Annotated in this window: 27 protein-coding genes; 17 read left to right on the forward strand and 10 right to left on the reverse strand. The window is 35.2% G+C overall.

Translation table 11 applies throughout. The features are described from left to right. Nucleotides 1–293: 293 nt before the first annotated feature. Entirely contained in the window at nucleotides 294–1,496 is a 1,203-nt protein-coding gene (locus tag JFT95_RS02380) for an MFS transporter (protein ID WP_201051277.1), read from the reverse strand. Nucleotides 1,497–1,816: 320 nt separating this feature from the next. Here JFT95_RS02380 and JFT95_RS02385 point away from each other — a divergent pair, with 320 nt between their 5' ends. The 7 genes from JFT95_RS02385 (at nucleotide 1,817) to JFT95_RS02415 (ending at nucleotide 8,378) form a co-directional block, all read left to right on the forward strand. Then, complete coding sequence (locus JFT95_RS02385) at nucleotides 1,817–2,905, forward strand: DUF871 domain-containing protein (protein WP_201032515.1); 1,089 nt, start codon at nucleotides 1,817–1,819, stop codon at nucleotides 2,903–2,905. 78 nt (nucleotides 2,906–2,983) lie between these two features. Further along, nucleotides 2,984–4,924, forward strand: coding sequence for a BglG family transcription antiterminator (locus tag JFT95_RS02390; protein ID WP_088035188.1), 1,941 nt, complete (start codon nucleotides 2,984–2,986; stop codon nucleotides 4,922–4,924). A gap of 110 nt (nucleotides 4,925–5,034) precedes the next feature. Next, nucleotides 5,035–5,355: a PTS lactose/cellobiose transporter subunit IIA gene (locus JFT95_RS02395; RefSeq protein ID WP_002087442.1), complete on the forward strand. Its 321-nt coding sequence runs from the start codon at nucleotides 5,035–5,037 to the stop codon at nucleotides 5,353–5,355. A gap of 1 nt (nucleotide 5,356) precedes the next feature. Beyond that, on the forward strand, nucleotides 5,357–5,662 hold the full coding sequence (locus JFT95_RS02400) for a PTS sugar transporter subunit IIB (protein WP_002134545.1): 306 nt from the start codon (nucleotides 5,357–5,359) through the stop codon (nucleotides 5,660–5,662). Nucleotides 5,663–5,738: 76 nt separating this feature from the next. After that, complete coding sequence (locus JFT95_RS02405) at nucleotides 5,739–7,049, forward strand: PTS sugar transporter subunit IIC (RefSeq protein WP_002140468.1); 1,311 nt, start codon at nucleotides 5,739–5,741, stop codon at nucleotides 7,047–7,049. Next, nucleotides 7,025–7,303, forward strand: coding sequence for a hypothetical protein (locus tag JFT95_RS02410; RefSeq protein WP_061675597.1), 279 nt, complete (start codon nucleotides 7,025–7,027; stop codon nucleotides 7,301–7,303). The genes JFT95_RS02405 and JFT95_RS02410 overlap by 25 nt, the downstream gene beginning before the upstream one ends. Next, the gene (locus JFT95_RS02415; protein ID WP_060750007.1) at nucleotides 7,293–8,378 is read left to right on the forward strand and encodes a DUF871 domain-containing protein; all 1,086 of its coding nucleotides are present in this window, start codon (nucleotides 7,293–7,295) and stop codon (nucleotides 8,376–8,378) included. Before JFT95_RS02410 ends, JFT95_RS02415 begins: the two co-directional genes overlap by 11 nt. Before the next feature lie 181 nt (nucleotides 8,379–8,559). On the opposite strand, the gene entC is transcribed toward JFT95_RS02415, so the two are convergent. The 4 genes from entC to JFT95_RS02435 form a co-directional block, all read right to left on the reverse strand. Then, nucleotides 8,560–9,951, reverse strand: a complete 1,392-nt coding sequence (gene entC, locus JFT95_RS02420; protein ID WP_201051279.1) for a cell wall-binding protein EntC — start codon at nucleotides 9,949–9,951, stop codon at nucleotides 8,560–8,562. A gap of 717 nt (nucleotides 9,952–10,668) precedes the next feature. After that, a complete protein-coding gene (locus tag JFT95_RS02425; protein WP_483862091.1) occupies nucleotides 10,669–11,820 on the reverse strand; it encodes an ABC transporter permease in 1,152 nt (383 codons plus the stop codon). Nucleotides 11,821–11,846: 26 nt separating this feature from the next. Next, nucleotides 11,847–12,521, reverse strand: coding sequence for an ABC transporter ATP-binding protein (locus JFT95_RS02430; RefSeq protein ID WP_016101751.1), 675 nt, complete (start codon nucleotides 12,519–12,521; stop codon nucleotides 11,847–11,849). After that, nucleotides 12,518–13,621, reverse strand: a complete 1,104-nt coding sequence (locus JFT95_RS02435) for an efflux RND transporter periplasmic adaptor subunit (protein ID WP_201051283.1) — start codon at nucleotides 13,619–13,621, stop codon at nucleotides 12,518–12,520. Before JFT95_RS02435 ends, JFT95_RS02430 begins: the two co-directional genes overlap by 4 nt. Nucleotides 13,622–13,832: 211 nt before the next feature. Between JFT95_RS02435 and JFT95_RS02440 the strand changes: the two genes are divergently transcribed. The 4 genes from JFT95_RS02440 to JFT95_RS02455 all read left to right on the forward strand — a co-directional run bounded on the left by JFT95_RS02440 (nucleotide 13,833) and on the right by JFT95_RS02455 (nucleotide 18,593). Continuing rightward, nucleotides 13,833–14,567: a YwaF family protein gene (locus tag JFT95_RS02440; RefSeq protein WP_201051285.1), complete on the forward strand. Its 735-nt coding sequence runs from the start codon at nucleotides 13,833–13,835 to the stop codon at nucleotides 14,565–14,567. 91 nt (nucleotides 14,568–14,658) lie between these two features. After that, entirely contained in the window at nucleotides 14,659–15,525 is an 867-nt protein-coding gene (locus tag JFT95_RS02445) for an ABC transporter permease subunit (RefSeq protein ID WP_201051287.1), read from the forward strand. Nucleotide 15,526: 1 nt separating this feature from the next. Then, nucleotides 15,527–16,531, forward strand: a complete 1,005-nt coding sequence (locus JFT95_RS02450; protein WP_002140475.1) for an ABC transporter permease — start codon at nucleotides 15,527–15,529, stop codon at nucleotides 16,529–16,531. Between the two features lie 139 nt (nucleotides 16,532–16,670). Continuing rightward, nucleotides 16,671–18,593 (forward strand): FtsX-like permease family protein, encoded by a 1,923-nt coding sequence (locus JFT95_RS02455; RefSeq protein WP_201051289.1) that lies wholly within the window; start codon nucleotides 16,671–16,673, stop codon nucleotides 18,591–18,593. A gap of 38 nt (nucleotides 18,594–18,631) precedes the next feature. On the opposite strand, the gene brnQ2 is transcribed toward JFT95_RS02455, so the two are convergent. The 4 genes from brnQ2 to JFT95_RS02475 all read right to left on the reverse strand — a co-directional run bounded on the left by brnQ2 (nucleotide 18,632) and on the right by JFT95_RS02475 (nucleotide 21,287). Then, entirely contained in the window at nucleotides 18,632–19,948 is a 1,317-nt protein-coding gene (gene brnQ2, locus JFT95_RS02460; protein ID WP_061675605.1) for a branched-chain amino acid transport system II carrier protein BrnQ2, read from the reverse strand. A gap of 220 nt (nucleotides 19,949–20,168) precedes the next feature. Continuing rightward, the gene (gene cotJC, locus JFT95_RS02465) at nucleotides 20,169–20,738 is read right to left on the reverse strand and encodes a spore coat protein CotJC (RefSeq protein ID WP_002010774.1); all 570 of its coding nucleotides are present in this window, start codon (nucleotides 20,736–20,738) and stop codon (nucleotides 20,169–20,171) included. Nucleotides 20,739–20,799: 61 nt separating this feature from the next. Continuing rightward, entirely contained in the window at nucleotides 20,800–21,063 is a 264-nt protein-coding gene (locus tag JFT95_RS02470; RefSeq protein ID WP_000194953.1) for a spore coat protein CotJB, read from the reverse strand. A gap of 8 nt (nucleotides 21,064–21,071) precedes the next feature. Then, nucleotides 21,072–21,287, reverse strand: a complete 216-nt coding sequence (locus JFT95_RS02475) for a spore coat associated protein CotJA (RefSeq protein WP_002193326.1) — start codon at nucleotides 21,285–21,287, stop codon at nucleotides 21,072–21,074. A 109-nt stretch (nucleotides 21,288–21,396) separates the two neighbouring features. On the opposite strand from JFT95_RS02475, the gene JFT95_RS02480 reads away from it, so the two are divergent. The 6 genes from JFT95_RS02480 to JFT95_RS02505 all read left to right on the forward strand — a co-directional run bounded on the left by JFT95_RS02480 (nucleotide 21,397) and on the right by JFT95_RS02505 (nucleotide 24,617). Continuing rightward, a complete protein-coding gene (locus JFT95_RS02480) occupies nucleotides 21,397–21,762 on the forward strand; it encodes a VOC family protein (RefSeq protein ID WP_000398543.1) in 366 nt (121 codons plus the stop codon). 20 nt (nucleotides 21,763–21,782) lie between these two features. Then, a complete protein-coding gene (locus JFT95_RS02485; protein ID WP_060750015.1) occupies nucleotides 21,783–22,562 on the forward strand; it encodes a DUF2935 domain-containing protein in 780 nt (259 codons plus the stop codon). Between the two features lie 312 nt (nucleotides 22,563–22,874). Further along, nucleotides 22,875–23,156 carry a YkvA family protein gene (locus JFT95_RS02490; RefSeq protein ID WP_000733844.1) on the forward strand — a complete coding sequence of 94 codons (282 nt, stop codon included), beginning with the start codon at nucleotides 22,875–22,877 and terminating at the stop codon, nucleotides 23,154–23,156. Nucleotides 23,157–23,167: 11 nt separating this feature from the next. Continuing rightward, the gene (locus JFT95_RS02495) at nucleotides 23,168–23,773 is read left to right on the forward strand and encodes a DedA family protein (RefSeq protein ID WP_002134575.1); all 606 of its coding nucleotides are present in this window, start codon (nucleotides 23,168–23,170) and stop codon (nucleotides 23,771–23,773) included. Between the two features lie 110 nt (nucleotides 23,774–23,883). After that, on the forward strand, nucleotides 23,884–24,252 hold the full coding sequence (locus JFT95_RS02500) for a DUF3992 domain-containing protein (protein ID WP_002087413.1): 369 nt from the start codon (nucleotides 23,884–23,886) through the stop codon (nucleotides 24,250–24,252). Nucleotides 24,253–24,272: 20 nt separating this feature from the next. Next, entirely contained in the window at nucleotides 24,273–24,617 is a 345-nt protein-coding gene (locus JFT95_RS02505; protein WP_000525803.1) for a DUF3992 domain-containing protein, read from the forward strand. Nucleotides 24,618–24,677: 60 nt separating this feature from the next. Here JFT95_RS02505 and JFT95_RS02510 read toward each other — a convergent pair whose 3' ends face one another. Further along, the gene (locus tag JFT95_RS02510; RefSeq protein WP_002087412.1) at nucleotides 24,678–25,103 is read right to left on the reverse strand and encodes an S-Ena type endospore appendage; all 426 of its coding nucleotides are present in this window, start codon (nucleotides 25,101–25,103) and stop codon (nucleotides 24,678–24,680) included. Between the last annotated feature and the right edge of the window lie 52 nt (nucleotides 25,104–25,155).

The following is a 25,155-nucleotide window of genomic DNA, read 5'->3' on the forward strand; positions in this document are numbered from 1 at the left end:
TTACACTAAATTTACAAAGGGATAAAAAGTTTACAAATCTTTAAAGAAACACCTGGTTTTAATTGGTTTTCAACTTTTGTAAATGGTATTTTTGTAAAGGAGTCACACTTTTTAGAATAATATTTTTCGATTACATATGAAAAAAAGCGTCTGCGAGTTCATCGTATATTTTTTGATGAAAGTTTAAAAAATATGTAGGGAAATGCCTGTAGTTTTATACCATCGAAAAATGGGGAATGTTTAACGTGTATTGATTAGTATGAGGTTATTGTGGGATGAAAAAAGCCACTGAATTATCCAGCAGCTTTTTCTGTATTTTTATCTCTATGCTTTTGTTTTCTTATACTTGTAATATAAATGAACAAGAAAGCAATAAGTAATAAAGAGGAATATCGATATACAGTTGCATAATTGGTAAAGTGTGCAATGAATCCAAAAATAATCGCTCCAGCACCAATTCCAAGATCAAATGCTGAGAAGAATGTTGCTGTTGCTACTCCTCTCCGGTGCGGTGCTACTCGGTCAATCATCCATGCTTGTAGTGCCGGTTGAATTGCTCCGAAACCACTGCCGTAGCACGCTGCGGCAATAATTAAACTCGGAATTGTAGTTGTATACGACAGCAAGATAATACCTGTAAACGTAATAATAACTCCTGGAATGATGACGAATGTATGGCCTTTCGTATCATATAATCTTCCAGAAAACGGGCGAGTTACAGCGATTGCAAGTGCGTTAAATAAAAAGAAGAGACTGATATCAGCAATCCCGACTTCCGTAGCAAATAATGTGATAAAGCTCCCAATTCCCCCGTACATTAATGTAATACATAATATTAATAATGAAGGAAGTAAAGCTTTACGCTCAATAAATCCATCGAGAAAGGTACCAGATGTTTGCTGTGGTGGTTGCGGCGATTTTTTGATTTGAAGTAGTTTCGTTAATATTAATGAAACTATTGTGCATGAAAGTGCACATAAAAAAAGAATCGTGAAGTTATATGCTTGCATAAGCCAAAGTCCGATAAGCGGACCGAGCGCCATGGCGATAGTTCCAGAAAGACCGAAATATCCCATGCCTTCACCGCGGCGAGCTTGCGGAATTAAATCTGAAACGACAGTTCCGTATGTAGTCGTTGTAATACCAAAACCAGCTCCGTGTAAAATTCGAACGGCAAGCAATAGGAAAACGGTTGAAGCGAAAAGATAACTGCCCATAGCGAGTAAACAAATAGCGGTACCGATCATTAAAATGATTTTTTTGTTGAATTTCTGCAAGGCATTTCCAGTTAGCGGCCTAATAAAAAGTGCTGCAACGGTAAACATGCCGACAACGAATCCGATATTTGAACTTGTGCCCCCAATTTCTTTCACATAAACAGGTAAAGTTGGAATTAACATTTGAAATCCTAAAAACATACATAAGTTTGCTAGAATTAGCGCAATAAACTCTTTCGTCCATAACGGTTCTCGTTTTACGAGTACTGCCTCTCCCATATATTCATCCCCTATATAAAAGTTTTCTCTATTCTTTCGAGTATATGTATTGGTCAACGTAACAGTCAAGGAAGGTGCCTTGAAAACGTATAACAATTTTCGAGGCGAAAAAACTGACAAATTTGTGTAAAAGCTACACAACTATGAAAAAAAGATGTAAAGTATAGATGTATAGACTAGTAGTTGTTATGAATGATAGAAATTATTTTTTCTTTAAAGAAAGCGGATTCAAATTGTAGTGGAAGAAAAGGGGATACATACTTTTTCGCTACATATATTTGAAAAGGTTTACAATATGATGAAGAAAGAGGCGTGTACATATGAGACGATTAGGTATTTCTATTTATCCAGAACATTCGACAGTAGAGAAAGATAAAGAGTATGTAACATTAGCGAGTAAATACGGATTTACACGTGTATTCACATGTTTACTATCTGTAGATGGCGAAAAAGAGAAAATTATCGAAGAGTTTAAAGAAACGATCTCTCATGCAAATGCATTAGGGTTCCAAGTATTAGTTGATATTAGTCCGTCTGTTTTTGAGCAACTAGGTATTTCTTATAATGATTTATCGTTTTTCCATGAACTAGGTGCTTATGGTATTCGTTTAGATGTTGGTTTCTCAGGATTAGAAGAATCGATTATGACGTACAATCCATACGGTTTAAAAATTGAGATTAATATGAGTAACGGTACGAAGTATGTAGATAACATTATGAGTCATAGACCAAATCGTGAAAATTTAATTGGCTGTCATAATTTCTATCCGCATCGTTATTCAGGATTATCATACGATCATTTCATTAAATGCTCGAAACAATTTAAAGATTACGGTATGAGAACGGCTGCTTTTATTTCATCATTTGATGCAACATACGGACCTTGGCCAGTAACAGAAGGGTTATGTACGTTAGAGCAGCATCGCGAATTACCGATGACAACACAGGCGAAGCATTTGTTTGCAACAGAATTAATTGATGATGTTATTATTGCGAATGCTTATGCTTCAGAAGAAGAATTACAAGCACTAGGTGCGTTAAATAAAGAGAAACAAACATTTGATATAGAACTATATGATACAACAACAGATTTAGAAAGAATTATCGTATTAGAAGAACCTCATTTTTATCGCGGGGATGTATCTGAATATATGATTCGTTCTACACAAAGTCGTGTGAAATATAAAAAAGAAGAGTTTAAACCGCATAATACGCGTGAAATTAAGCGTGGCGATCTTTTAATTGATAATGAGCAATACGGCCAATATAAAGGTGAATTGCAAATTGCTTTAAAAGATATGGTGAATACAGGAAAAACAAATGTAGTTGGCCGAATTATAGAGGAAGAAATCTTCTTATTAGATTATTTACAAGCTTGGGATAAGTTTGGATTTACGCTAAAGAAATAATGAACGCGGGATAAAAGGGAAAAAACTACTGATTTCAGTGGCTTTTTCCCTTTTATATAAAGAGCGAGAGGAAGAGCTATGACAAAAGTGCATCAGCGATTAATTTCCATTTTAGAGGAGTTTTTAGAAGAGAAATCGATGTTAAATCGAGCTTTTTTAGCGAGCCGTTTACACGTATCAACGAAGACGATTCAAAAGGATATAAAATTATTAAATGATATATTGGAAGAACACGGAGCGAAAATTGAATCACAAAGAGGGAATGGGTACGAGCTAGAAATTATACAAACTAAGAAGTTTGAAGATTTTTGTGTAAATGTATTTCAAAAACAGACAGAAAAGATTCCAACTTCTTATGAAGAAAGAGTAGCGTATATTTTACACCGTATTTTAACGACAGATGGGTATGTGAAACTTTCACAGCTAGCGGAAGAGATTTATGTGAGTAAATCTACTGTAAACTTAATTATGAAAGATGTTACGGATATTTGTAGTCGCTATGAGTTACAAATTGAAAAAAGACCATATTATGGTATACGTATTGTAGGAGAAGAATTTAATATTCGTTCTTGTTTATCACAATATGGTTTGCCACGTTATGACCATACTCCGTTTCATGAGAACTATGAGCAGACGGACACATATTTATCGTTACCCCATATTTCTCTCATCCGCTCAGTTATATTAAAGTATATCGAGGGAGGAACGATATATTTATCAGATATAGAAATTGATAATTTATCAATTCATATTGCGATTGCTTTAAAGAGATGCAGGGATGATCATTACATTCAAGCACTGCATGTAGAGGAATCTGAACTTATAATAAAGAAAGAATATAAAATTGCGAAACAGATTTTAGGGAATTTAGGGGAAGAGCTAAAACTTCAATTTCCAGAAGAAGAAATTTTATATGTGACGATGCATTTATTAAGTACTGCTGTTACAGCGAGAGATCGCTATGAAAATGTAGAAGAGCTATTAGGGAAAGACGTATATGCATTCATGCAGCATATTCTTTTCAAAGTAGCGGAAGAACGGAATCTTACTTTTTATTACGATGAAGAATTATTATTTGGTTTTGGTGTTCATTTAAAAACGTTATTAAATCGTTTGAGATATAAGTTAAATACGAGAAATCCTCTTTTGGCAGAAGTGAAAAAAAATTATCCATATGCTTTTGAAATTGCAGTTCTCGTTGGAGATATAATTGGTGAATATACGGGTGAATCCATTCCAGAGAGTGAGATTGGTTATATTGCCATTCACTTTGGTGGGGCGATGAGCCGCTTGCAGGAAAATAATCAAAAGAAAAGATGTTTATTAGTTTGTGCAACTGGTCAAGGGAGTGCACAACTACTGAAATATAAAATTCTATCACATTTCCGAGATAAACTAGAGATTGTAGGTATTACAGGGTACTATCAATTGAAAGTGGAAGATCTTTATAAAGATAAAATAGATTGTATTATTAGTACGATTCATATACCGAGTGGTTTGCCTGTTCCGGTTATAAAGGTAAACTCAATATTTGATGATAAAGAGATTAAATCAATTGGTAAGCAGTTATTTACACATGTGAATGATAGTATGCAGCAATATATTAAGGAAGATTTGATCTTCTTAAATCGTAGTGCTTCTACGAAAGAAGAGGTTATTCAGTTTTTATGTGAGAAAGCTGCTGAGAAAAACTATGTACCCGCAAACTTTTATGCTTCTGTTATGGAGAGAGAGAACACATCTCCTACAGCGGTTGGAAACTTAGTGGCAATTCCGCATCCGATGCAATTATTAAGCGATACGACATTTTTGATGTTTTGTACACTCGATAAGGCGATTGACTGGGGAGATAAAAAAGTACAAGTTATTATTTTATTTAGTGTGAAGCGCAATAATAATGAAGATTTACAAAAGCTTTATGATTTTTTATATGATATTATGTCTAATCAAACTATAATAGAAAAATTGCATCAGGCTCAAGCTGTTGATGATTTTCAAGAAATCTTACTATCATTATGAAAAAGTATATTAAAACTTCCGTTACATAACGGAAGTTTTTTATGTTTAATTGTATGCGTTTTCATAATAAGATGAAAATATAGAAAAAACATAGCTTGGAGGAATTTAAAATGACTGATATGCAAACTCCATTTGCGTTAATTTTACATGGCGGCAACGCGAGAAGCGCGGCACTTGAAGCAATCGCTTTTGCAAGACAAGGAGATTTTGAGAATGCGAGTGAAAAGATGACACTTGCTAGTGAAGAAATATCATCCGCTCATCGCATTCAAACAGACTTAATTCAAGAAGAAGCAAGAGGCAATCATGCAGAAATAAGTTTATTATTAGTGCATGCACAAGATCATTTAATGAATGCCATTACAGTGAAAGAACTTGCTGAGGAATTTATTACTCTTCATAAACGAGTGGAAGAGAAAGTGACAGTATAATATGTACATTTTATTATGTTGTGCAGCAGGCATGTCAACGAGTATGGTTGTAAGAAAAATGCAAGAAGAGGCAAAGAAACAAGGGAAGGATTATAAAATTAAAGCAGTTGATTCGGAACTTGTGAAACTGGAAATGAAAAATGCTGATGTTGTTTTAATTGGACCACAGGTGAAGTATTTGTTTCCAGCGGTAGAGTTTCTTGCAAAGTCATACGATATACCAGTTGCAATTATAGAGCAGCGAGATTATGGTATGTGTGATGGTTTGAAAGTACTTAAGCAAGCTGAACAATTAGTTTTAGCGTAATTATATTTTTTTAAATATAAACATTATAATGTTATAACTTTTGCTTTTGTCAGATTGAACATAGGGAGGGTTATCGATGAATGGTTTTATGAGTTTTATGGAACAGAAGATTATGCCAACAACGCAAAAGATTGCGGGGCAACGACATTTATTAGCAATTCGAAATGGAGTTATTTCTACATTACCGTTAACGATTGTCGGGTCATTTTTCGTTATCTTTTTAAACTTACCAATTGATGCATATATGGAGTGGATTGCACCGTTTCGCCATATTTTAGATATTCCATTCCGATTTACAGTAGGCTTAATGGCGTTATACGCAGCATTCGGGGTAGGGGCTTCACTCGCGAACTTTTATCAGCTCAATCAATTAAGTGCAGGATTATTATCTGTACTCGCCTTTTTACTAGCATCAGTTGAACCAATTCAAATAACAAAAGCTGTACCAGGTGTTATTGATGCAGGTAGATATATTTCAGTAGGAACATTAAGTGCAACTTCTTTATTCGGAGCTATTGTGACAGCATTAATTGCAGTAGAAATTTATCACTTTATGATTAAGCATAATATTTCGATTAAATTACCAGATAGTGTACCACCAGCAGTTGCAAACTCGTTTGCAGCATTAATTCCAACTTTAGTAGTTATTCTTTTATTCTGGGGTATTCGTTACGGTTTGAAATTTGATGTAAATACAACGATCACATATTTAATTGCACCATTAAAGTCAGTGTTAGTAGGTAATAATTTATTCGGTGGTTTATTAACAGTATTCCTAATCGTATTCTTCTGGTCGTTCGGTATACATGGTCCAGCGATTTTAGGACCAATCATTCGTCCAATGTGGGATTCAGCAATTCTTGAAAATATGGAAGTATTCACGGCTACAGGAAATGCACATCAATTACCAAACTTATTTACAGAGCAATTTATTCAATGGTTCGTATGGATTGGTGGATCAGGCTCAACGTTAGCTTTAGTAATCATGTTTATGTTCTCTAAATCTAAGTTCTTAAAAGAGTTAGGTAGATTATCATTCGTACCAGGTTTATTCAATATTAACGAGCCAATTATTTTTGGGGCACCAATTGTAATGAATCCGATTTTAATTATTCCGTTCGTTATTACACCGTTAGTTACAACGACAGTATCATATTTCGCAGTTGTTTCAGGTGTGATTCCGCTCATGATGGCGAAGCTGCCATTTACGATGTTAGCGCCAATTGCAGCGATTATTAGTACGGACTGGACAATTATGGCTGGTGTACTTGTACTTGTTAACTTTGTTATCTCATTCGTTATTTACTATCCATTCTTCAAAATGTATGAGAAGCAACAATTAGCAGGAGAGGAGAAAACAGAATGCTCGGAGCAATTATCATCTTAATTACATTCGTGGCGGGGCAGTGTATTGCACATTATTCAAAGTGGGTACAAAGTAAATCGCTATTAGTTTTACTACTTGTGTCGATATTATTTATTGGATGTTCAATGGGAGCTTATGTGGTATTTAGTTTAGAATCACCGTACTTTATCATCGTACCAACGATTTTATGTGCAACATGTTTATCTGCAAAATATAGATTTACGAGCATGGCATTAATACAACGTGTGAAGGAGATGCAAAAGCATGGAGCGTAAATTAGGAATTTCACTTTATCCAGAGCATTCAACGAAAGAACAAGATATGGCATACATTTCGGCAGCGGCACGCCACGGTTTTTCAAGAATATTCACTTGTTTACTGTCTGTTAATCGTCCGAAAGAAGAAATTGTAGCTGAATTTAAAGAAATTATTAATCATGCAAAAGATAACAATATGGAAGTTATTTTAGATGTAGCTCCAGCTGTATTCGATCAACTTGGTGTTAGTTATAGTGATCTATCGTTCTTTGCAGAGTTAGGCGCGGATGGAATTCGTTTAGATGTAGGGTTTGACGGGTTAACAGAAGCGAAAATGACGAACAATCCATATGGCTTAAAAATTGAGCTGAATGTAAGTAATGATATTGCCTATTTAGAAAATATCCTTTCGCATCAAGCGAATAAATCAGCTTTAATTGGTTGTCACAATTTTTATCCGCAAAAATTCACTGGTCTTCCGTATGATTATTTCATTCGCTGTAGTGAACGTTTCAAAAAGCATGGTATTCGCAGTGCAGCCTTTATTACATCGCATGCAGCTGACATCGGTCCATGGGATATTAATGACGGATTATGTACGTTAGAACAACATCGTAACTTACCAATTGAAGTACAAGCGAAACATTTATGGGCAACAGGGCTTATTGATGATGTTATTATCGGAAATGCTTATGCGAGTGAAGAAGAGTTAGAGAAACTAGGAAACTTAAATCGTTACATGTTACAGCTAAAGGTACAATTTGTAGACGAAGCGACTGAAGTAGAGAAGAGAGCGACACTGCAAGAATTACACGTAAGACGCGGTGACATAACAGAGTATATGGTACGTTCTACAGAAGTACGTAAAAAGTACAAAGACTATGACTTCCCAGTGCGCGAAAGTGTACGACAGGAAAGAGGGCAAGTTGTAATTGGTAATAACCTATTCGGAAAGTATAAAGGTGAACTACAAATCATTCTGAAAGAAATGCCAATAGATGAACGGAAAAATATTGTCGGTACAATTGCAGAAGAAGAGTTATTCTTACTAGATTATGTAGGAGCTTGGACACAGTTTACTTGTGTGGAATAGGGAAGGTAAGAGAGGATGCTATAGCATCCTCTCTTTTCTGTTGAAATAGTAGTCTATCGTATATAGAATTCAAAGAGATAGATTTAACCTGGATGGGGGAGAAGGAGAAAGAGAAAGAATATAAGAATCATAAAAAAAGAGTCAGTCTCAACGTTGAGACTGACTCTTTTTTATATAGTAATTAGTTTAAAACTTTCACTGTAACTGTTTTACGTCCCCAGTTACTTGATGTACCTTTATCTGGCATTAAAACGTCAATTTTATTTCCTTTAATAGCTCCACCAGTATCACCAGCGATTGCTACTCCGTAACCTTCAACCCATACTTTTGAACCTAATGGAATGACACTTGGATCAACTGCAATTAGTTTCATGTTTGGATTAGCTGTTAAGTTATGACCCATAGCTGATTTTACTTGGTCTCCTGCTTTGTAACCATTTTCAAGTGGATCCGCTGTGTAAGCTGTTGCTTGAACTCTTAATTCACGAGAAGAAGATGGTGCACTTGTTTCAGTTTCTTTTGCAACAGGTTGTTGTGTAGCTGGTTTTTGAGTTTTAGCCGCTTCACGAGCTTTAGCTGCTTCTTGAGCTTTAGCCGCTTCACGAGCTTCAGCTGCTTCTTGAGCTTTAGCTGCTTCTTGAGCTTTAGCCGCTTCACGAGCTTTAGCTGCCTCTTGAGCCTTAGCTTCTGCTTGAGCTTCAGCTGCTTCTTGAGCTTTAGCTGCTTCACGAGCTTTAGCTGCTTCTTGAGCCTTAGCTTCTGCTTGAGCTTCAGCTGCTTCACGAGCTTTAGTTGCTTCTTGAGCTTTAGCTGCTTCACGAGCTTTAGCCGCTTCTTGAGCCTTAGCTTCTGCTTGAGCTTCAGCTGCTTCACGAGCTTTAGTTGCTTCTTGAGCCTTAGCTTTTGCTTGAGTTTCAGCTACTTCCCCGGCTTTAACTGCTTCACGAACTTTAGCTGTATCTTGAACGTTAGTTACTTTTTCAGCTTTAACTACTGGCTGAACTTTAACTGGTGCTTTTCCTGTTAAGTAAGGAATGTGTACATAAGCTGTTTGGCCGTTATATTCAAATTGGATCCAATCATTTTGTACTTGGTGTGTTGTTTCGATTACATCATCTTTTTTCAATTTACCAAGAATCGCTGAATCTGTATTTGCTCCAGCACGTACGTTTAATACGTTTGCTGTTACGTAGTAAGTATCTTTTGTGTAGTCAGCGCTTATGAAAGCCTCTTTACCACTATTTAATTTAACTTTTGACCATCCGTTTTCTGTATGTAAAACGTTAACTTTATATCCATCTAATAACTTTCCGACAACTTGTGATTCAGTAGTTGGGTTTTCTCGTACATTTAGTACATCAGTCGTTACGATTGTTTCTGCTTTAGCAGATGTTGTGAAAATCCCAAGACCAAAAACCGCTGCTGTTGCTATACCCATAAATTTTTTCATAATAGCCTCCATTGCATTTGTTTTCGTTGACCTCATTATAGCAACCATTATTTTCTTATTTGCGGAAAACACAAAACTACAAAGCATTCGTAACGAGGCATTAATATTCTGTAATAATTCCATTAATATCCTGATAGCGTTTTCTTTGCGTTTTTGAGGGGATTAGAACATACGATTCATAAAATCAACACTTTTTTAATTACTAATAGATTAATAATGTATCAGTGGCATTACTCAAATGTTTCTGTAACGTTACAAAAAAGGGGTATTTAACTATTTGAATCGCAATGTAGTTATGAAAATATAATCTTCTTGTGTGTGAAGTCGTATATATAGGGGGGATTTTAATGAAATAAAGATATAATTGTTACAAAATAAGTTGTAGTATGGAAAAAATTACGCCTTGAATTTGTTCTTTTACATATTATTTTTGCAATAATAGGATTGCTTGATAGCTTTCGTGAGAAATGAAAGTTTAAATGATAAAAAGATAATCGCAACATGAAACATATATAATAGAAGAAACATGATTTAAAGGGATGATATCGTTATGAATTGGTTCGCGAGTTGCATTAGAATTATCCCACTATTTGTGGGCAGTAAAACCCTCACCTCAAAATTCGGCTGAAGCAAAGAAGTTAGGTGGGAGATTAACTGCCCGTAAAAGACCGATTGGTGAAGGCTAATAATCAGTGGGGGATGAACAAAACCCCCACTGATTATAGTTTCACTTTATATAATAAAAGTTAGAGGTTCTTATTTTTGTCAAAACGTCGATGAAATTACATTTGCCTTCAACAAAATAAAAAACGTAGGAGTGTAAACTCCTACGTTTTTTATTTACTCATATCGTAAACATTCAATTGGATCAAGTTTAGCAGCTTTGTTTGCTGGTAGTAAACCGAATGCAATACCGATTAGCATTGAGATACCTACTGAAAGAAGTCCAAGTTCTTTTGAGATAACGAGTGGCCATCCGGCAAAGATTGAGACGATCCAAGCGAAGAAAATACCGAGCATGAATCCGATGAAACCACCGAGTCCTGTTAAAATACAAGATTCAATTAAGAATTGTGTTAATACTTTACCGCGCGTTGCACCAAGTGCTTTACGAATACCAATCTCACGTGTACGTTCTGTTACAGATACAAGCATGATGTTCATTACACCGATACCACCAACAAGTAAGGAGATAGCAGCAATGCCACCGAATACCATTTTCATCATACCGATGGATTCGTCTAATTGCTTCGTAAATTCACCTAAGTCCTGTGCTTCGAATTTGTGCTCGAATTTAGGAGCTTTCATGTCGTTTAAAACAGAAACAGCTTGTTTTTCTACACTTTTACGTTCTGCTGGCGAAGTTAATATTAATCTTACAGAGTCATACTCAGTTACTCCTGAAATGACAGGCGCGTTTTCAAGAGATGTATAACCTTCAGGCATAGCCATTCCAAATTCGTTTTTCGTTTCGTATACACCGACTATTTTATACGGCTTTCCTTTTACATCTGTGTATAAATTTGATTCCCAACCACTAAATAATTTGTTGAAAGCTTCTTCATTTAATATAACAGCAGGAATTGCTTGGTTTAATTCGCTGTCGTTTAATTCACGACCGTGAACTAATTTTATTTTCGAATCTGTCATAAAAGCGCCTGTTCCACCTTTTAAATCAAGAGAGACATCTTTTGAACCAGAAGATGCTTTTACTTTCATACTTACATCTGGATAAACATCTTTAACGCCTGGTACAGTTTGAAGACGTTTTAGCATATCAGGTGTGATTTTGGCACTATCAGTTCCATAATCAGGGTTGTTGTAGTAAATCGTTACTTCAGTATCTTTTCCTTGGCCTAACTCTTTTTTAAACTTTGCATTTGTACCATCACCCATTGAAATGATAGTAATAATGGCGCTAATACCGATAATAATACCTAGCATTGTTAATATAGAACGCATTTTATGAGCAAAGATAGAGGAAAGGGCCATGCGTATATTTTCACTCGTGTTCAAAATTAACCTCTCCAATCTTGGACGATATTTCCGTCACGAATTACAATTTGACGTGCTGCCGCTTCCCCAATTTCACGATCGTGGGTAATCATAATGATTGTTGAGCCTTGTTTGTTTAATTCGTAAAAGAGATCCATAATTTGTGTACTTGTTTTCGTATCAAGTGCACCCGTCGGTTCATCTGCTAAGAGAAATTTCGGGTTATTTACGATTGCACGTGCGACTGCGACACGCTGCTTTTGTCCACCTGACAATTCATTTGGTAAGTGAGTAGCACGATCAGCTAAACTGACTTTTGTTAAAGCTGCTAATGAGCGCTCACGTCTTTCTTTTTTATCGACTCCAGCGTAAATAAGAGGTAGTTCTACATTTTGAAGTGCTGTAAGTCTCGGTAATAACATAAAGTTTTGGAATATGAATCCGATTTCTTTATTACGAACATGTGCAAGTTCTGTTTCAGACATGTCTGAAATGTTTTGACCAGCTAGTTCGTACGCACCTGTCGTTGGCTTATCTAAGCAACCGATAATGTTCATTAATGTTGATTTACCAGAACCAGATGGTCCCATAATAGAAGTGAATTCTCCTTGGTTTAGTGTTACATCAATTCCGTGTAATATTTGAACGGACTCTGCACCATTTTGGAAAGATTTCGTGATGCCTTTTAAGTTAATCATTGAGTGACAACCTCCATACCGTCTTTTAAGTCTTTTTCAGGTTTAGAGATAATTTCCTCTCCTTTTTTCACTCCAGAAACTTTTGCTTCGCTATCTGTCTCGAATTCAACAGTAACTGCTTGTTCTTTCGCTTTACCGTCTTTTACAACGAAGACAACATTTTTGTCACCTTTTTTCACAATGCTGCTTTTCGGAACAATCGTACCAGTTGCTTCGCCAGATTTACTTGTTACGTAAACATGGAAGCCGTTTTGTAATTCTTCACTATTATCTAATGTGACAGTGAATTGATAATTAGAAACAGTTTTATTTTCGTCCATGCTCTTTAATGGTGTAGAACCGATTTCTGTTACTTTTCCTGTCCAAGTCTTACCAGCGACAGTTTTTGATGAAACAGTTACTTCTTGCCCAACTTTCATACTAGCAAGTTCATATTCAGAAAGTTGACCTTTTACTTTAAATTGACCAGCGTGACGAAGTGTAATGCCACTCATACCTGTTTTTTCATCAGCAGTTTTTACGATATCATCAATTACACCGTCGGTTGGACTCGTTACAGAAAGTGTGTTTACTTTCTCTTTTGCTACTTTAATCATTTCATCAGCTTTTTCTACTTCAAACTTCTTCATTTCAAGTTGTGATTCTAATTGTTGCACTTCGACTTCCGATGCCTTTAATGCTTCCTGAGGAAGGCCTGCATTTTTATCTTTTTGTAATTTTTGTTTCGCTGCATCAATTTGTTTTTGGAACAATGTTACTTCTTTTTGTGCGATTTTCTTTTGCATTTCTGCCTCTGTTACACCTTGTTTAGCAGTAGGGTCATTATATTTAAATAGAAGCTGACCTTTTTTCACTTCGTCACCTTTTTTAACAGCTAATTCATACGTACCTTTTGTTGGATCGAATGAAATTGTTTCAATACCATTTGGAATAACTTCGCCGCCAAATTTTTGTGCATTTTCAATTTGTTTTTCCGTAATTTTATAACCGCTATATGCCATTGCTACTTCTGAACTACTGCCAGCAAATGCAAAATATGATCCAGCTGCAATTCCGATCGCTACTACACTAGTAATTAACACTTTATTTTTCTTCTTCATCTATTTATCACCTTTTCGTTCGTTTTAGTATCTACATTAAGTATAAAAGAGGTGAAGAATCTGACAAATCGTTTTAGCTTACAATAACCTTACAGTTTTGTAAGGTATCAATATCTAAATGTAAGGTAGAGGTTGTCCTAGATTAAGCAAATGAATTGACTCGTTGTTTCTTTCTAACAATAATATTGTATGAAGGAGAGGAGGAAGGAAGATGGAAGCTTATTTTAGTGCGCATCCATTAAAACCATTTATTCCGTACTCGAGGCAACATGTCATTATATTATTTATTATGTTGGTGGGGATATTTTTTCTGTATCAATACCAAGATTTATTGCGTCAAAGTGAGTGGAATATAACGGTTCGATATGCGATTGCATTTCTATTTATAGGAAGTGAGATTGGACTTCATATGTGGGAATGGAAAGCCGGTATTTTTGAGCTAGGCACTTCATTACCATTTGAGTTATGTACGATTAGTTTATTGTTAGCATCGATTATGATTGTAACGAAAAGCTATCGAATATATGAGATTGTGTTTTTTACAGGAATTATCGGTGCATCGCAAGCCATTTTAACGCCGAACGTGCAATACGCTTTTCCGCATTTTCGCTTTATAGAATTCTTCATTGCACATGTATTACTCATTTGGGCACCGCTCTTTATGACGTGGGTAGAAGGATATAGACCTACCTTGCAATCGATTAAGCGTACGATGATATTTTTAAACATAGTAATTCCAATCGTTTCATTTGTTAATTATAAAACGGGTGGCAATTATATGTTTTTAGCTCATAAGCCAGAAACTGCTTCATTACTCGATATGTTAGGGCCACACCCTTACTATATTATTTCATTAGAAATAGCTGCACTTATTGGATGTTTTATTTTGTATATGCCGTTTGCGAAAAGAGAAGGGCATGCGCATAAAGAATCACTAGAATCATAACCTAGTGATTTTTTTCACGTATAAACATTTACAATTCAGAAAATTAAGAATAAAATTAGAGGGTAAATTATATATAGAGAGAAGGGAAAACGTGGTCAAAAAAGTTTTTCTGAATGGGATGGAAGTGACAATTCAATTTATTATTTCGATTTTGGGCATTATTTGTATAGGAGCACTGCCGAAATTATTTTATGGATTTGAGCTGCATACATCACAGTACATACAGAGTTTAAAAGAAGTGTTTGTGAACTTAATGGATATCTCCAATTTTCAATATGTGAGAGGTAAATTTTTATTTCCGCAGTTGTTCGTCCATTATAAAGAAACGATTGTGATTTTTTTGGCGGCTTTTTTCATTTCATTATTTGTAGCGTTTTGTATTGTTTATGTCATTATGAATAGTTCACCGCGTATACAGCATCGCATTAAATCATTTCTCATCTTCCTAGAATCTATTCCAGATATTCTACTTATTTTAGTATCACAAATTTTAGTTATATGGTTTTTTAAAAGAACAGGCTTTTTACCTTTTCAAATTGCGTCAATTGGAGGCGAGTCGATTAGAGGATTGCCGATATTTTGTTTGAGTATACCGACTACGATTCTGTTCGTAAAAATGTTAGTGCTTCGTTTTGAAAATGAGCTAGAAAAAGATTATGTACTATTTGCTAAGGCGAAAGGGCTGAATCGTTTTCATATTTTAAATCATCATGTTTTACGAAATGTGTTGCTTAGTACACTTTACTTTGCGAAAACGAATATCTTTTTTATGTTATCTAATTTATATATTATAGAATGGATTTTTAATACGGGTGGTATTTTTATGTTTTTGAAATCGTATGAGAGTATTAGGGTTGAGGTTTTCATCGTTAGTGTGCTGCTTATTTATATTCCGATTTTTATTTTGTTTAAATTGTTTCATTATCTCATTCCAGCTGCGATGAAGGAGAGACTATAATATGTGGACGTATATAAAACGCGATAAAAGATTTTGGATAAGCATTGGGTTTCTTCTCATATTAGTTCTTTTGAGCATCGGAAATACGATATGGAATGATGGACATATTAGACAAGTTACATTGCAATATGATGCGGATGAAAATCCACAAGTGCCACCGTTTTCACCTTCATTACAATTTTTACTTGGGACAGACCGGAAAGGATACGACCTGTTACATTTAGTCATTGAAGGTGCGAAGTGGACGATTGGTATATCTATTTTAATTGCGGCACTTAGAATGGTGATAGGTGTGTTTTTTGGTGTTGTGCTTGGAACATATGTAAAAAGAGGGTTTTCAAAAATCGAGGCTTTTTTTGATAGTTTTACAGTTATTCCAACAGTTATGATTGCGTATTTTTTTCTTCACCTTGCAAATGCATTTGGGAGTGGGGAGGAAACAACAACCTTTTTTGAAAGAGCTTCGTTTCAAGTGGTATTACTCGTAATGCTTGTGATGCCAGTTATTGCACTGTATGTTGCGAAGGAAGTTCGTAAATTACAAACGGAAGAATTTATTGATGCCGCGCGCATATTAGGCGGATCGAGAAGACGTATTGTTATAAAACATCTTTTTCCGCATCTTTATATGACGTTTATACTCGTATTTCTTCAACAGTTTACGCAGACTCTTACTATTTTACTGCACTTAGGGTTACTGGAAGTATTCTTTGGTGGAACAGTTAACTTTATGGGGCCGGTGGAAGAAGTGGAATCTTATACGCATGAATGGTCAGGTTTAATTGGAGTATACTTTAGGTCATTAACAGTGCATCCATGGATTCCTCTCGTCCCAATTACATTTTTCGGGCTTACTATTTTTTCAGGAAATATGATTGTGAAAAGTATAGAAGAGGCGATGTTAAAAGTAAGATTAGGAGGAGAGAGAAAGAGGAAAGATGTAGAAGAGGAGCAGCCTGCTGTGCAGTCAAAAGAAGAGTTATTTACTTTTAAACATACGATGTGAAGAGCCTAGGAAACTAGGTTCTTTTATTTTGTTATATTACAATATCGTAAGAGAGGTGTAATGAAAATCGATAGGGAGGAAGTTTTTTTTCGTATACACTGCATGTATAGAGACATGCGAGAGCGGATGGAGGTATACGATGGATTTTTTAGAAGTATCAAAGCGTAGTATAAAACGAAATATGAAAGATTATTTTCTATACTTTATTTCTTTAGTGGGCAGCATTATTATTTATTTTACATTCGTATCGATTAAACGAAATGAAAGTGTAGTAGCGCTTTTAAAAGAATCGGATAAAGTAGAAACGACATTTACGTTTGCACAAATTCTGTTGATTATCTTTTTAACGATTTTTATTTTTTATTGTAATAGCTTCTTTTTGCGAAAGAAGAAAAAAGAAATTGCGTTATACAGTTTATTAGGCATTCGTAAAGAGGAAATTGCTAAGTTACTCTTTTATGAAACATTACTAGTTGGTGCTGCTGCAAGTGTATTAGGTATTATTTCTGGTTTATTTATAGCGAATATATGTGCAGGGCTTCTTGTGAAGTTAATGGGAAGTGCGTTTACTTTTACATTTACGATTTCATTTTTATCTATAGTAGAAGTTCTTATAACGATAGGTGCGATTTTCTTTATTGCATCATGGAAAAGTAAAAAGTTAATTTATGAGCATCGTTTAGTTGAATTACTATATGGTGAAAATCAGAAAGAAGAGGTACCTACGTATTCAAGTAAGAAGGCAAAACGAGCAATTATTTTATTAATTACAGGTTATATAATTGCGTTACTCACACAAGTTTTTGGGTTTGGAGCAATTTTTATTACAGGTCTACTTATTTTTGGTTGTATTGTAAAAGGTACGTTTTTACTATTTGAACAATATACAGTGAAATCACTCCATAAAATAAAGGGAGATAAAACGAAATATTGGAATGGAACGAACATTTTATCGATTTCTTCACTGTTCTTTAGAATAAAAGGGAACGTAAAGATGCTTGCGTTATTATCTTTATTAAGTGCAGTGACGCTATGTACAATTGGAATTAGTTCTAGTATGTATTATGGGGTTCAGAAAACGGCGACATTAATGAATCCAGTTAGTTATGAGTATGTAACAACTGGAAAGGAATTAGATAAGAAAGTTAGAAAAGAAATTCAAAAACATGAGTTAGGAATAAAAAATGAAACGTCCGTAGCTTTACTTTCTACGCAAGGGAAGATAGATGGAGAACAAATATTAACTGGGTATTTAATAGGTAATGGTAATGTACAAGTTATAAAAGAGTCGGATTTTAATAAATCAGCTTCTATGTTAGGGAATAAAAAAGCTGTGCTTCATTCGGAAAAGGAAGCAATTTTATTAGATCCGTATAAATCATATAACATTGAAAAGAATTCGCTTGAAGGAAACAACGTGTCCTTTGAAGGGATGAAGAATGGTATAACAATTGTTGAGCATCGTGAGGAAACAATTGTTAGTGCGAAACTTGCGCCAGTTGGACTTGTTGTTCAAGACTCGTTATTTAATAAGTTGCAGCAAGGAAAAGCTGTTTCAAAGGTAAGCGGATTTATCGTTGAAGGAAACGGTAGTAGAGAGCTAACGAAAGAGCTAGAGACTATCCTATCTAAGGAAGAAAAATTCCAATCATTTGAACAGGCGAGTCAAGCTGAGTTGCAAGATGGTGCAGTGTTGTTATTTGCAAGTGTATTTTTAGGGATTGTTTTTATTCTTGCTACTGGCTGTATTTTATACTTTAAACAAATAACAGAAGCGCTGGCAGAGCGACCAGCATACGGAATGTTAAAGAAAATCGGACTAACGAAAAGAGAAGCAACAGAGTCTGTAAAAAAACAAGTAGGAGCGATTTTCGTAGTACCATTACTGCTTGCGATTTGTCATACGTTCTTTGCATTTTTGAGTTTGATGGGCTTTACAGGAATGTTTGAATATAGTCTTCCTTTACTAGGTAGTATAGGAGTGTATATCATGATTTACTTAGGCTACTATATGTTAACTGTTCGCTCATATACAAATACTGTATTCAGCGATAGAAAATAAAAAGAAGCAAGCATGGATTTCATGCTTGCTTCTTTTCTTTATTTTGTAGAAACTTCACCTGCAGCTTCTGTTTGTGGAATACAGTATCCGATTATACCACCGATTATTGCTGGAACAATCCAGCCGATTCCTAAGTTATAAAAAGGAATTGTGTGTACGATATTAGCGATAAAACTTGGTATCATTCCCACATTATCAAGTGCATGAATACAGCTAATAATGAATGCTGCAATCATCGCTCCGATATAGACAGAAGGTTTACGTTTCGTATATTTATCAATAAAGGATACGAAAATTAAAATGATTGTAATTGGATATAAAATAATTAATACAGGTAATGTAATTTTGATTAATAAACTTAATCCTAAGTTTGAAATAACGAAGCTAAAAATACAAACGTATAGTACAAGCTTCTTATATGAAACATTTGTTAATACTGTTGTGAAATAGTTGGCGAATGCACTTACAACACCGATTGCAGTCGTTAAACAAGCAAAGATAATTGCGATACTTAATAAAACATTACCGCTTGTCCCAAAAAATTGATACATAATAGTTGCTAATAGTTGACCGCCATTTTCAAATTGTCCTAAGTTTCCGTTTGAAGCGCCGATATAACCTAGTAAGAAGTAAACAATTGTTAAGAAAAGAGCCGCAATGCTTCCGCAAATAATTGTATATTTCGCAATGGATTTCTTATCTTGTATCCCGTTTTGACGAATTGCATTTACAACAATCGTTGATAATACGAGTGCTCCGATTGCATCTAATGTTAAAAAGCCTTCAAGAAATCCTTTGAAAAATGGAATTTCTTTATAGTCACCAACAGGTTCTGCAAATGATCCTGGTGAAAGAATCGCTTTTGTTGCCATAATTGCAATAATTCCAAGCAAAATTGGCGTTAATATTTTTCCGATATGATCTACTAATTTGGATGGATTTAACGATAAGAAGTAGACGACTATAAAGAAAATCGCACTAAAAACTAACATAGAGTACCATTGATCTGGGAAAAGTGGTGCAATCCCAATTTCATAAGATACAGTTCCAGTTCGTGGAATAACAAATAGTGGGCCGATGGAAAGATAAATAATGATAGCGAATACTGCTGCGAATTTTGGGTGAACACGGCTCGCTAAAGTATTAAAACTACCACCAGCAAGGGCAACAGCGACGATAGCTAGTAAAGATAAACCGACATCTGTAATAATAAATCCTGTAATGGAAACCCACATATTTTCTCCGGAAGAAAGACCGAGAAGAGGCGGAAAAATCATATTACCAGCACCGAAGAAAACTGCGAATAGTAATAAACTAATCGAAAGTATTTGCGCTGGTTTTAAAGTTGTACGCATATAAAGAAAAGCCTCCTAATGAGCGTTTTTTTGTCGAAAATTCAAATAATTTGTCGATTGACTGTTATTATTTTAAAGGTCTGATGACTAGAAAGCAAGAGGGAATTTTAAAAATATTTTAAAATAATGCGTAAAATTGAATAAATATACTATTTATATGTTAATGCAGGAAGAATTTCACTTTTAACGTAAAAAAACACATATCGCTAGGATATGTGTATTAAAAATAAATTTGCCTATCACGTTCTTCTTTTAAAATTTCTACAGCTTCTCGGAAACGTTGAGAATGGACAATTTCTCGTTCGCGTAAAAAGCGTAAGCTATCATTTATATCGGGATCGTCTGATAAATCAATTAGCCATTGATAAGTCGCTCGTGCTTTTTCTTCAGCTGCAATATCCTCGTATAAATCTGCGATAGGATCTCCTTTCGCTTGAATGTAAGTGGCAGTAAAAGGAACACCACCTGCATTATGGTAAAACAAGGCGCTATCATGATTCGCATAATGCGCGTCTAATCCGGCAGCTTTCATTTGTTCAGGTGTTGCATCTTTTGTTAATTTATAAATCATTGTAGCAATCATTTCTAAATGTGCGAACTCTTCTGTACCAATATCGGTTAGTAAGCCAACGACTTTATCAGGAATTGTATAACGTTGATTTAAGTAGCGAAGAGCAGCAGCCAGTTCGCCGTCCGCACCGCCATATTGTTCAACTAATAATTTGGCGAGTGCTGGATTACAAGTACTCACTTTAACTGGATATTGTAATTTTTTTTCATAAATCCACATAGTTTCTCTCCTTTATCCCGCTATTTGCTGCCCGTAAACTCCACTTGATTAAAGTTTCATTTTATATTTGCCATGGCCACGGTCCTTGGCTCCATTGCCATGGAGCGTTAGAATAACTATTTCCAAACTGCTGAAGTGGCCCGTATTTTTCTTCAATTTTTTGTTGTAATACTCTTCGTTTATAGGAGAAATCATTGAATTGATTTATAGCTGCAGTATCGTCGGGGTGCGTATCTAAATAGAGGGTAAGTTCAACTAATACAAAGTCTAGTTCTTGTAGTTCTTCAATCCATTTGTAATATTCATCAGGCAATGTTTGTGTCACGTTTTTATTCACCGTCCTTTTTTGTGAGGATTTTCATAAAAATCATAAAAAGCAGGCCATAAAGTCCCTTTTCTTAAAGCTTCGTTTGGTGGGAATTGGGGTAAGTTAGGTGGTTGAAAGCCCATAAATAGGTGTGGGGGAGTTGAGTAATATTTCTTTCCAATTGGAGGACAAGGATCGTTTGGACCGTGATAAGGTATGTAGGATTTCATGAATTTATCCATGTCACAACCCTCCTTTATAAATGAAATATCCATTACTATGTATTGTATTCGTACATAATTGTCATTTATGACTCATATAAAAAACTAATAGAGACAGGGGGAGTTGAGGATGGAAGGCATTACAACATGCATCGTATTAGAATCAAAAAATTTAAAGGAAACATTGTATTTTTATGAAGGGATTTTAGGCTTTAAACCAAGCAAGGAGAGACCTCAACTACATGTAACAGGTGTTTGGTATGACGTTGGTTTAACGAGAATTTGTTTTGTGGTAAATCGGAATTTACGAGGGCGAGAGAAGGTTGCTAATTCTTCGTGTGAATTAATAACCTTTTCAATTTCTGATATGGAAAAAGTAAAGAGAAAATTACAGTTTTACAAAATATCTTTTGCGGAAGAACAGCATGCGGATGGGGTGGTAATTACTCTGTATGATCCAGATTGCTATAAGCTTCAAATTTCATCAGAGGCATGAGTAACCATAGGGGGGATAGTGTGGATAGAATGTATGAAGAAAGCGCACTGTTTGAACATAAATTTTGGCTCAAAGTTCTTGGGGATCATGCTCAGTTTTTACTAGATGCTTTAGCTCCACAGGAGAAAGAAGATATACAGAAAGCCACCTATTTTGTAGAAAAATTTACGAACTTTTTAAATGAAATTCATACTGTAAATTTTATTGCATTTTCAAAAGATGCAGAACAAGCTGCAGAGGAGATTCGAGCATTTAAATTAAATATTATACAAAAGCAATTGGAAGGTAAAATTGTGATTCATTTTACTCCGACTTTTATTAATCATATGGTAAATGAAGTGGAGGAATATATAACAGTATTAGAATACTTAGGGAGGGGAGAAGTCCCGCCCGTTTTTCATGAACTACACTATCATCTCGCGTGGTTAACGGATGCAGCAGGGCATGCTGGTTCTATTTCAGGCGGATTAGATGTTGTGGAAAAAAGATTGAAGGAGAAAAGTGATTTGTTTGCTAAACATTTTGAACAATTTTATTTAAAGGCAGTTGAAATGACAGGTTATTTACGGGCAGAACTGAAACATTTTCCAGCTTTGAAGAAGTTTACAAAAGACGTTTCACTAGAGCTAAAGTTATTCTCGCATTTCCTTCGAGAAGTAGAAGAATTAGAGTTGTCTGAGCAAATATTAAGTTCATTATCAGCCAGGATGGCGGATCATATGGCGAGGGAGGAGTGTTACTATTTATTGAAGTTAGCACAATCCTCAGGGTTAGAGATACCGAAATGTAATCCGCTTTAAAAATAGATTGTAGGGAAGATTAAGCAGACAAATTGTAACAGTGATAGAAGTATGTGAACAGGTTTCATTATGAAAAAAATATTGACAAGCCCCTCCAAATATCTTAATGTGATTGTATAAAATTGTGTATCTAAAGGGGAGTAACTTATTACAGTAAAGTCGTCATTACAGGGAGAAACCCTCGGCTTTATTGGCAACGTTTTGTTGTTAGTGAGACCTTTACCAGCAATGGTAAAGGCCCCTTATTGTCTTTTTAGGACCCTTACCATATTTGGTAGGGTCCTTTTTGTATACAAAGAGAGGAGCTAGAAAATGAAAAAACTTATTAGTAGATTAAGAGTTGTATTTCATGTCCGCCGTTTTGTTCCATTTCTATTTGACTTTTTTACTTCAAAAGAGGTTTCCATAAAGAAGAAAATTTTATCTATTGCTTTTTTAGTTGGTTATGTAGCGATGCCGCTCGATTTAATTCCAGACTTCCTACCGTTCATTGGTATTTTAGATGATATTGGAATTGTGTTATTTATTTTAAATCGAATTGTAAAAATGGCGCCAGTGCAATTGCAAGAAAAGCATAACGTAAACGTAGGATAGGAGTTGAAAATATGGAGCAAATTATTTTAGATATAATCGAGTTTTTAAAGCAGTTTTCTTATTTTGGAGTTGTGTTAGCTTTAACTTTTGAGTTTATTCCAGCAGAGGTAGTTTTGCCTATGGTTGGATATTGGGTATACGAGGGTGATATGAATTTTTGGCTAGCTGTATTAGCTGGAACACTAGGGGGAACGACAGGACCATTAACGTTATACGCACTAGGTTATTACGGTGGTCGTCCTCTATTAATAAAATACGGGAAATACTTCTTCATTAAAGAAGAACAAATTCAAAAAGCAGATGATTTCTTTGAGAAATATGGGCCGGTTGTAGCATTTTTAGGACGCTTCATCCCGGGAGTTCGAACGCTTATTTCCGTTCCATGTGGTATGGCGAAAATGAACATATGGAAATTTAGCATATATACATTTGTAGCAATGTTCCCATTAACGACTTTGTATATTTATTTTGGAATGAAATTAGGTCCGCATTGGGAAAAAGCAGCGGGTGTTGTTGGACAATATATGCTACCGATATTAGCCGTCGTTCTTATTATTGTAGGTGGTATTTTAATCTATAAATTTATGAAAAAACGAAACAGATCGGAATCTATCTAGTCATTGGTAATGGAATTTGCATATTTTTTGAAAATAGATGAATAGTACAGGCAAAAGACTCTGAGGGACATACACATATAGGGAATATAAAAGAGAGAGGGGAAACAACTATGTCTTGTGAGTGCTCAGGGTCAGCATTAACTTGCTGTCCAGATAAAAATTATGTGCAAGATAAAGTGTGTAGTCCGTGGTCTGCTACTGTAGTTGCAACAGCAATTGATAATGTTCTTTATACAAATAATATTAACCAAAATGTAGTTGGTACTGGTTTTGTTAAATATGATGTTGGTCCAGGTCCAATTACTGTAGAAGCGCTTGATTCTGCTGGGGCTACAATTGATACACAAACATTAAACCCAGGAACGAGTATCGCTTTTACGTATCGCCGCTTTGCTAGTATACAAGTTGTGCTACCTGCAACACCTGGTGGAACGTATCAGGGAGAATTTTGTATTACAACACGTTATCCACTTTCATAGTAGAATAGGAGAGGATCGAAATGGGAATGAGAAGTTCCGGTTTGTCTTGTTGTTCTAATAAAACACTTGTGCAAGATCAAGTATGTACAGACTGGTCTATTACAGGTGCTGGTACTCAAATTGTATATACGAATAATATTACACAAGAAGTATATGGTTCAGGTTATGTGAAATATGATGTAGGCGCGAATCCCATTACAGTTGATTTTTTAGTCGGTGCTACAGTAGTTGATACAATTACTGTACAACCACAAAGTAGTGGTACTTTCACTGTACGATATTTTACTACTGTCCGAATTACTACGACAGGAACAACTGTTAATCAAGGCGAGTTTTGTATTACAGTACGTTATCCAATTTCATAAAAAAAGCATACCGTAAATGGTATGCTTTTTTAAAATTGAGGAAGTAATAAAATTGGTATTCTATAAGCAACATGTAAATTGGCAACAGTACTTGCCTTCTAAATATAGTGAAGGATTATTTTGTATATTAATAATACTAACGGATTTTAAATCTTTACCTGTGTAAGATATTGTATTGCCAGGAAACACAGTGAAAATATTGGTTACTGCTCCAATGATTTGAATTGTAATTGCTTCAGTGCTGCTAGTACTATTGTAAACCGAGACAGTACCTGATATAAGCAGTATCCCATCACTTTGCCACAGTATCATTGATTGTAGTGCATCTTTGGTAGAGGGAATGGTGTTGTTAGTTATGAGGAAATTCCCTGCAAATTCATTTGTTACTCGCTCACAACTTGGATTTGGAGGAGGGGGCGGTGGACAAGGGTCTGGACAAATGATAGATAAAGGAGCGAAACAGCCAATATTTTTTTTGTTCTTCAATACAACCCCTCCTTTTTAAGTTGTCTTTTACTACTATTAAATGTAGAAGCAT

The sequence above is a fragment of the Bacillus sp. TH17 genome (assembly GCF_016651125.1).
GTDB lineage: Bacteria > Bacillota > Bacilli > Bacillales > Bacillaceae_G > Bacillus_A > Bacillus_A mycoides.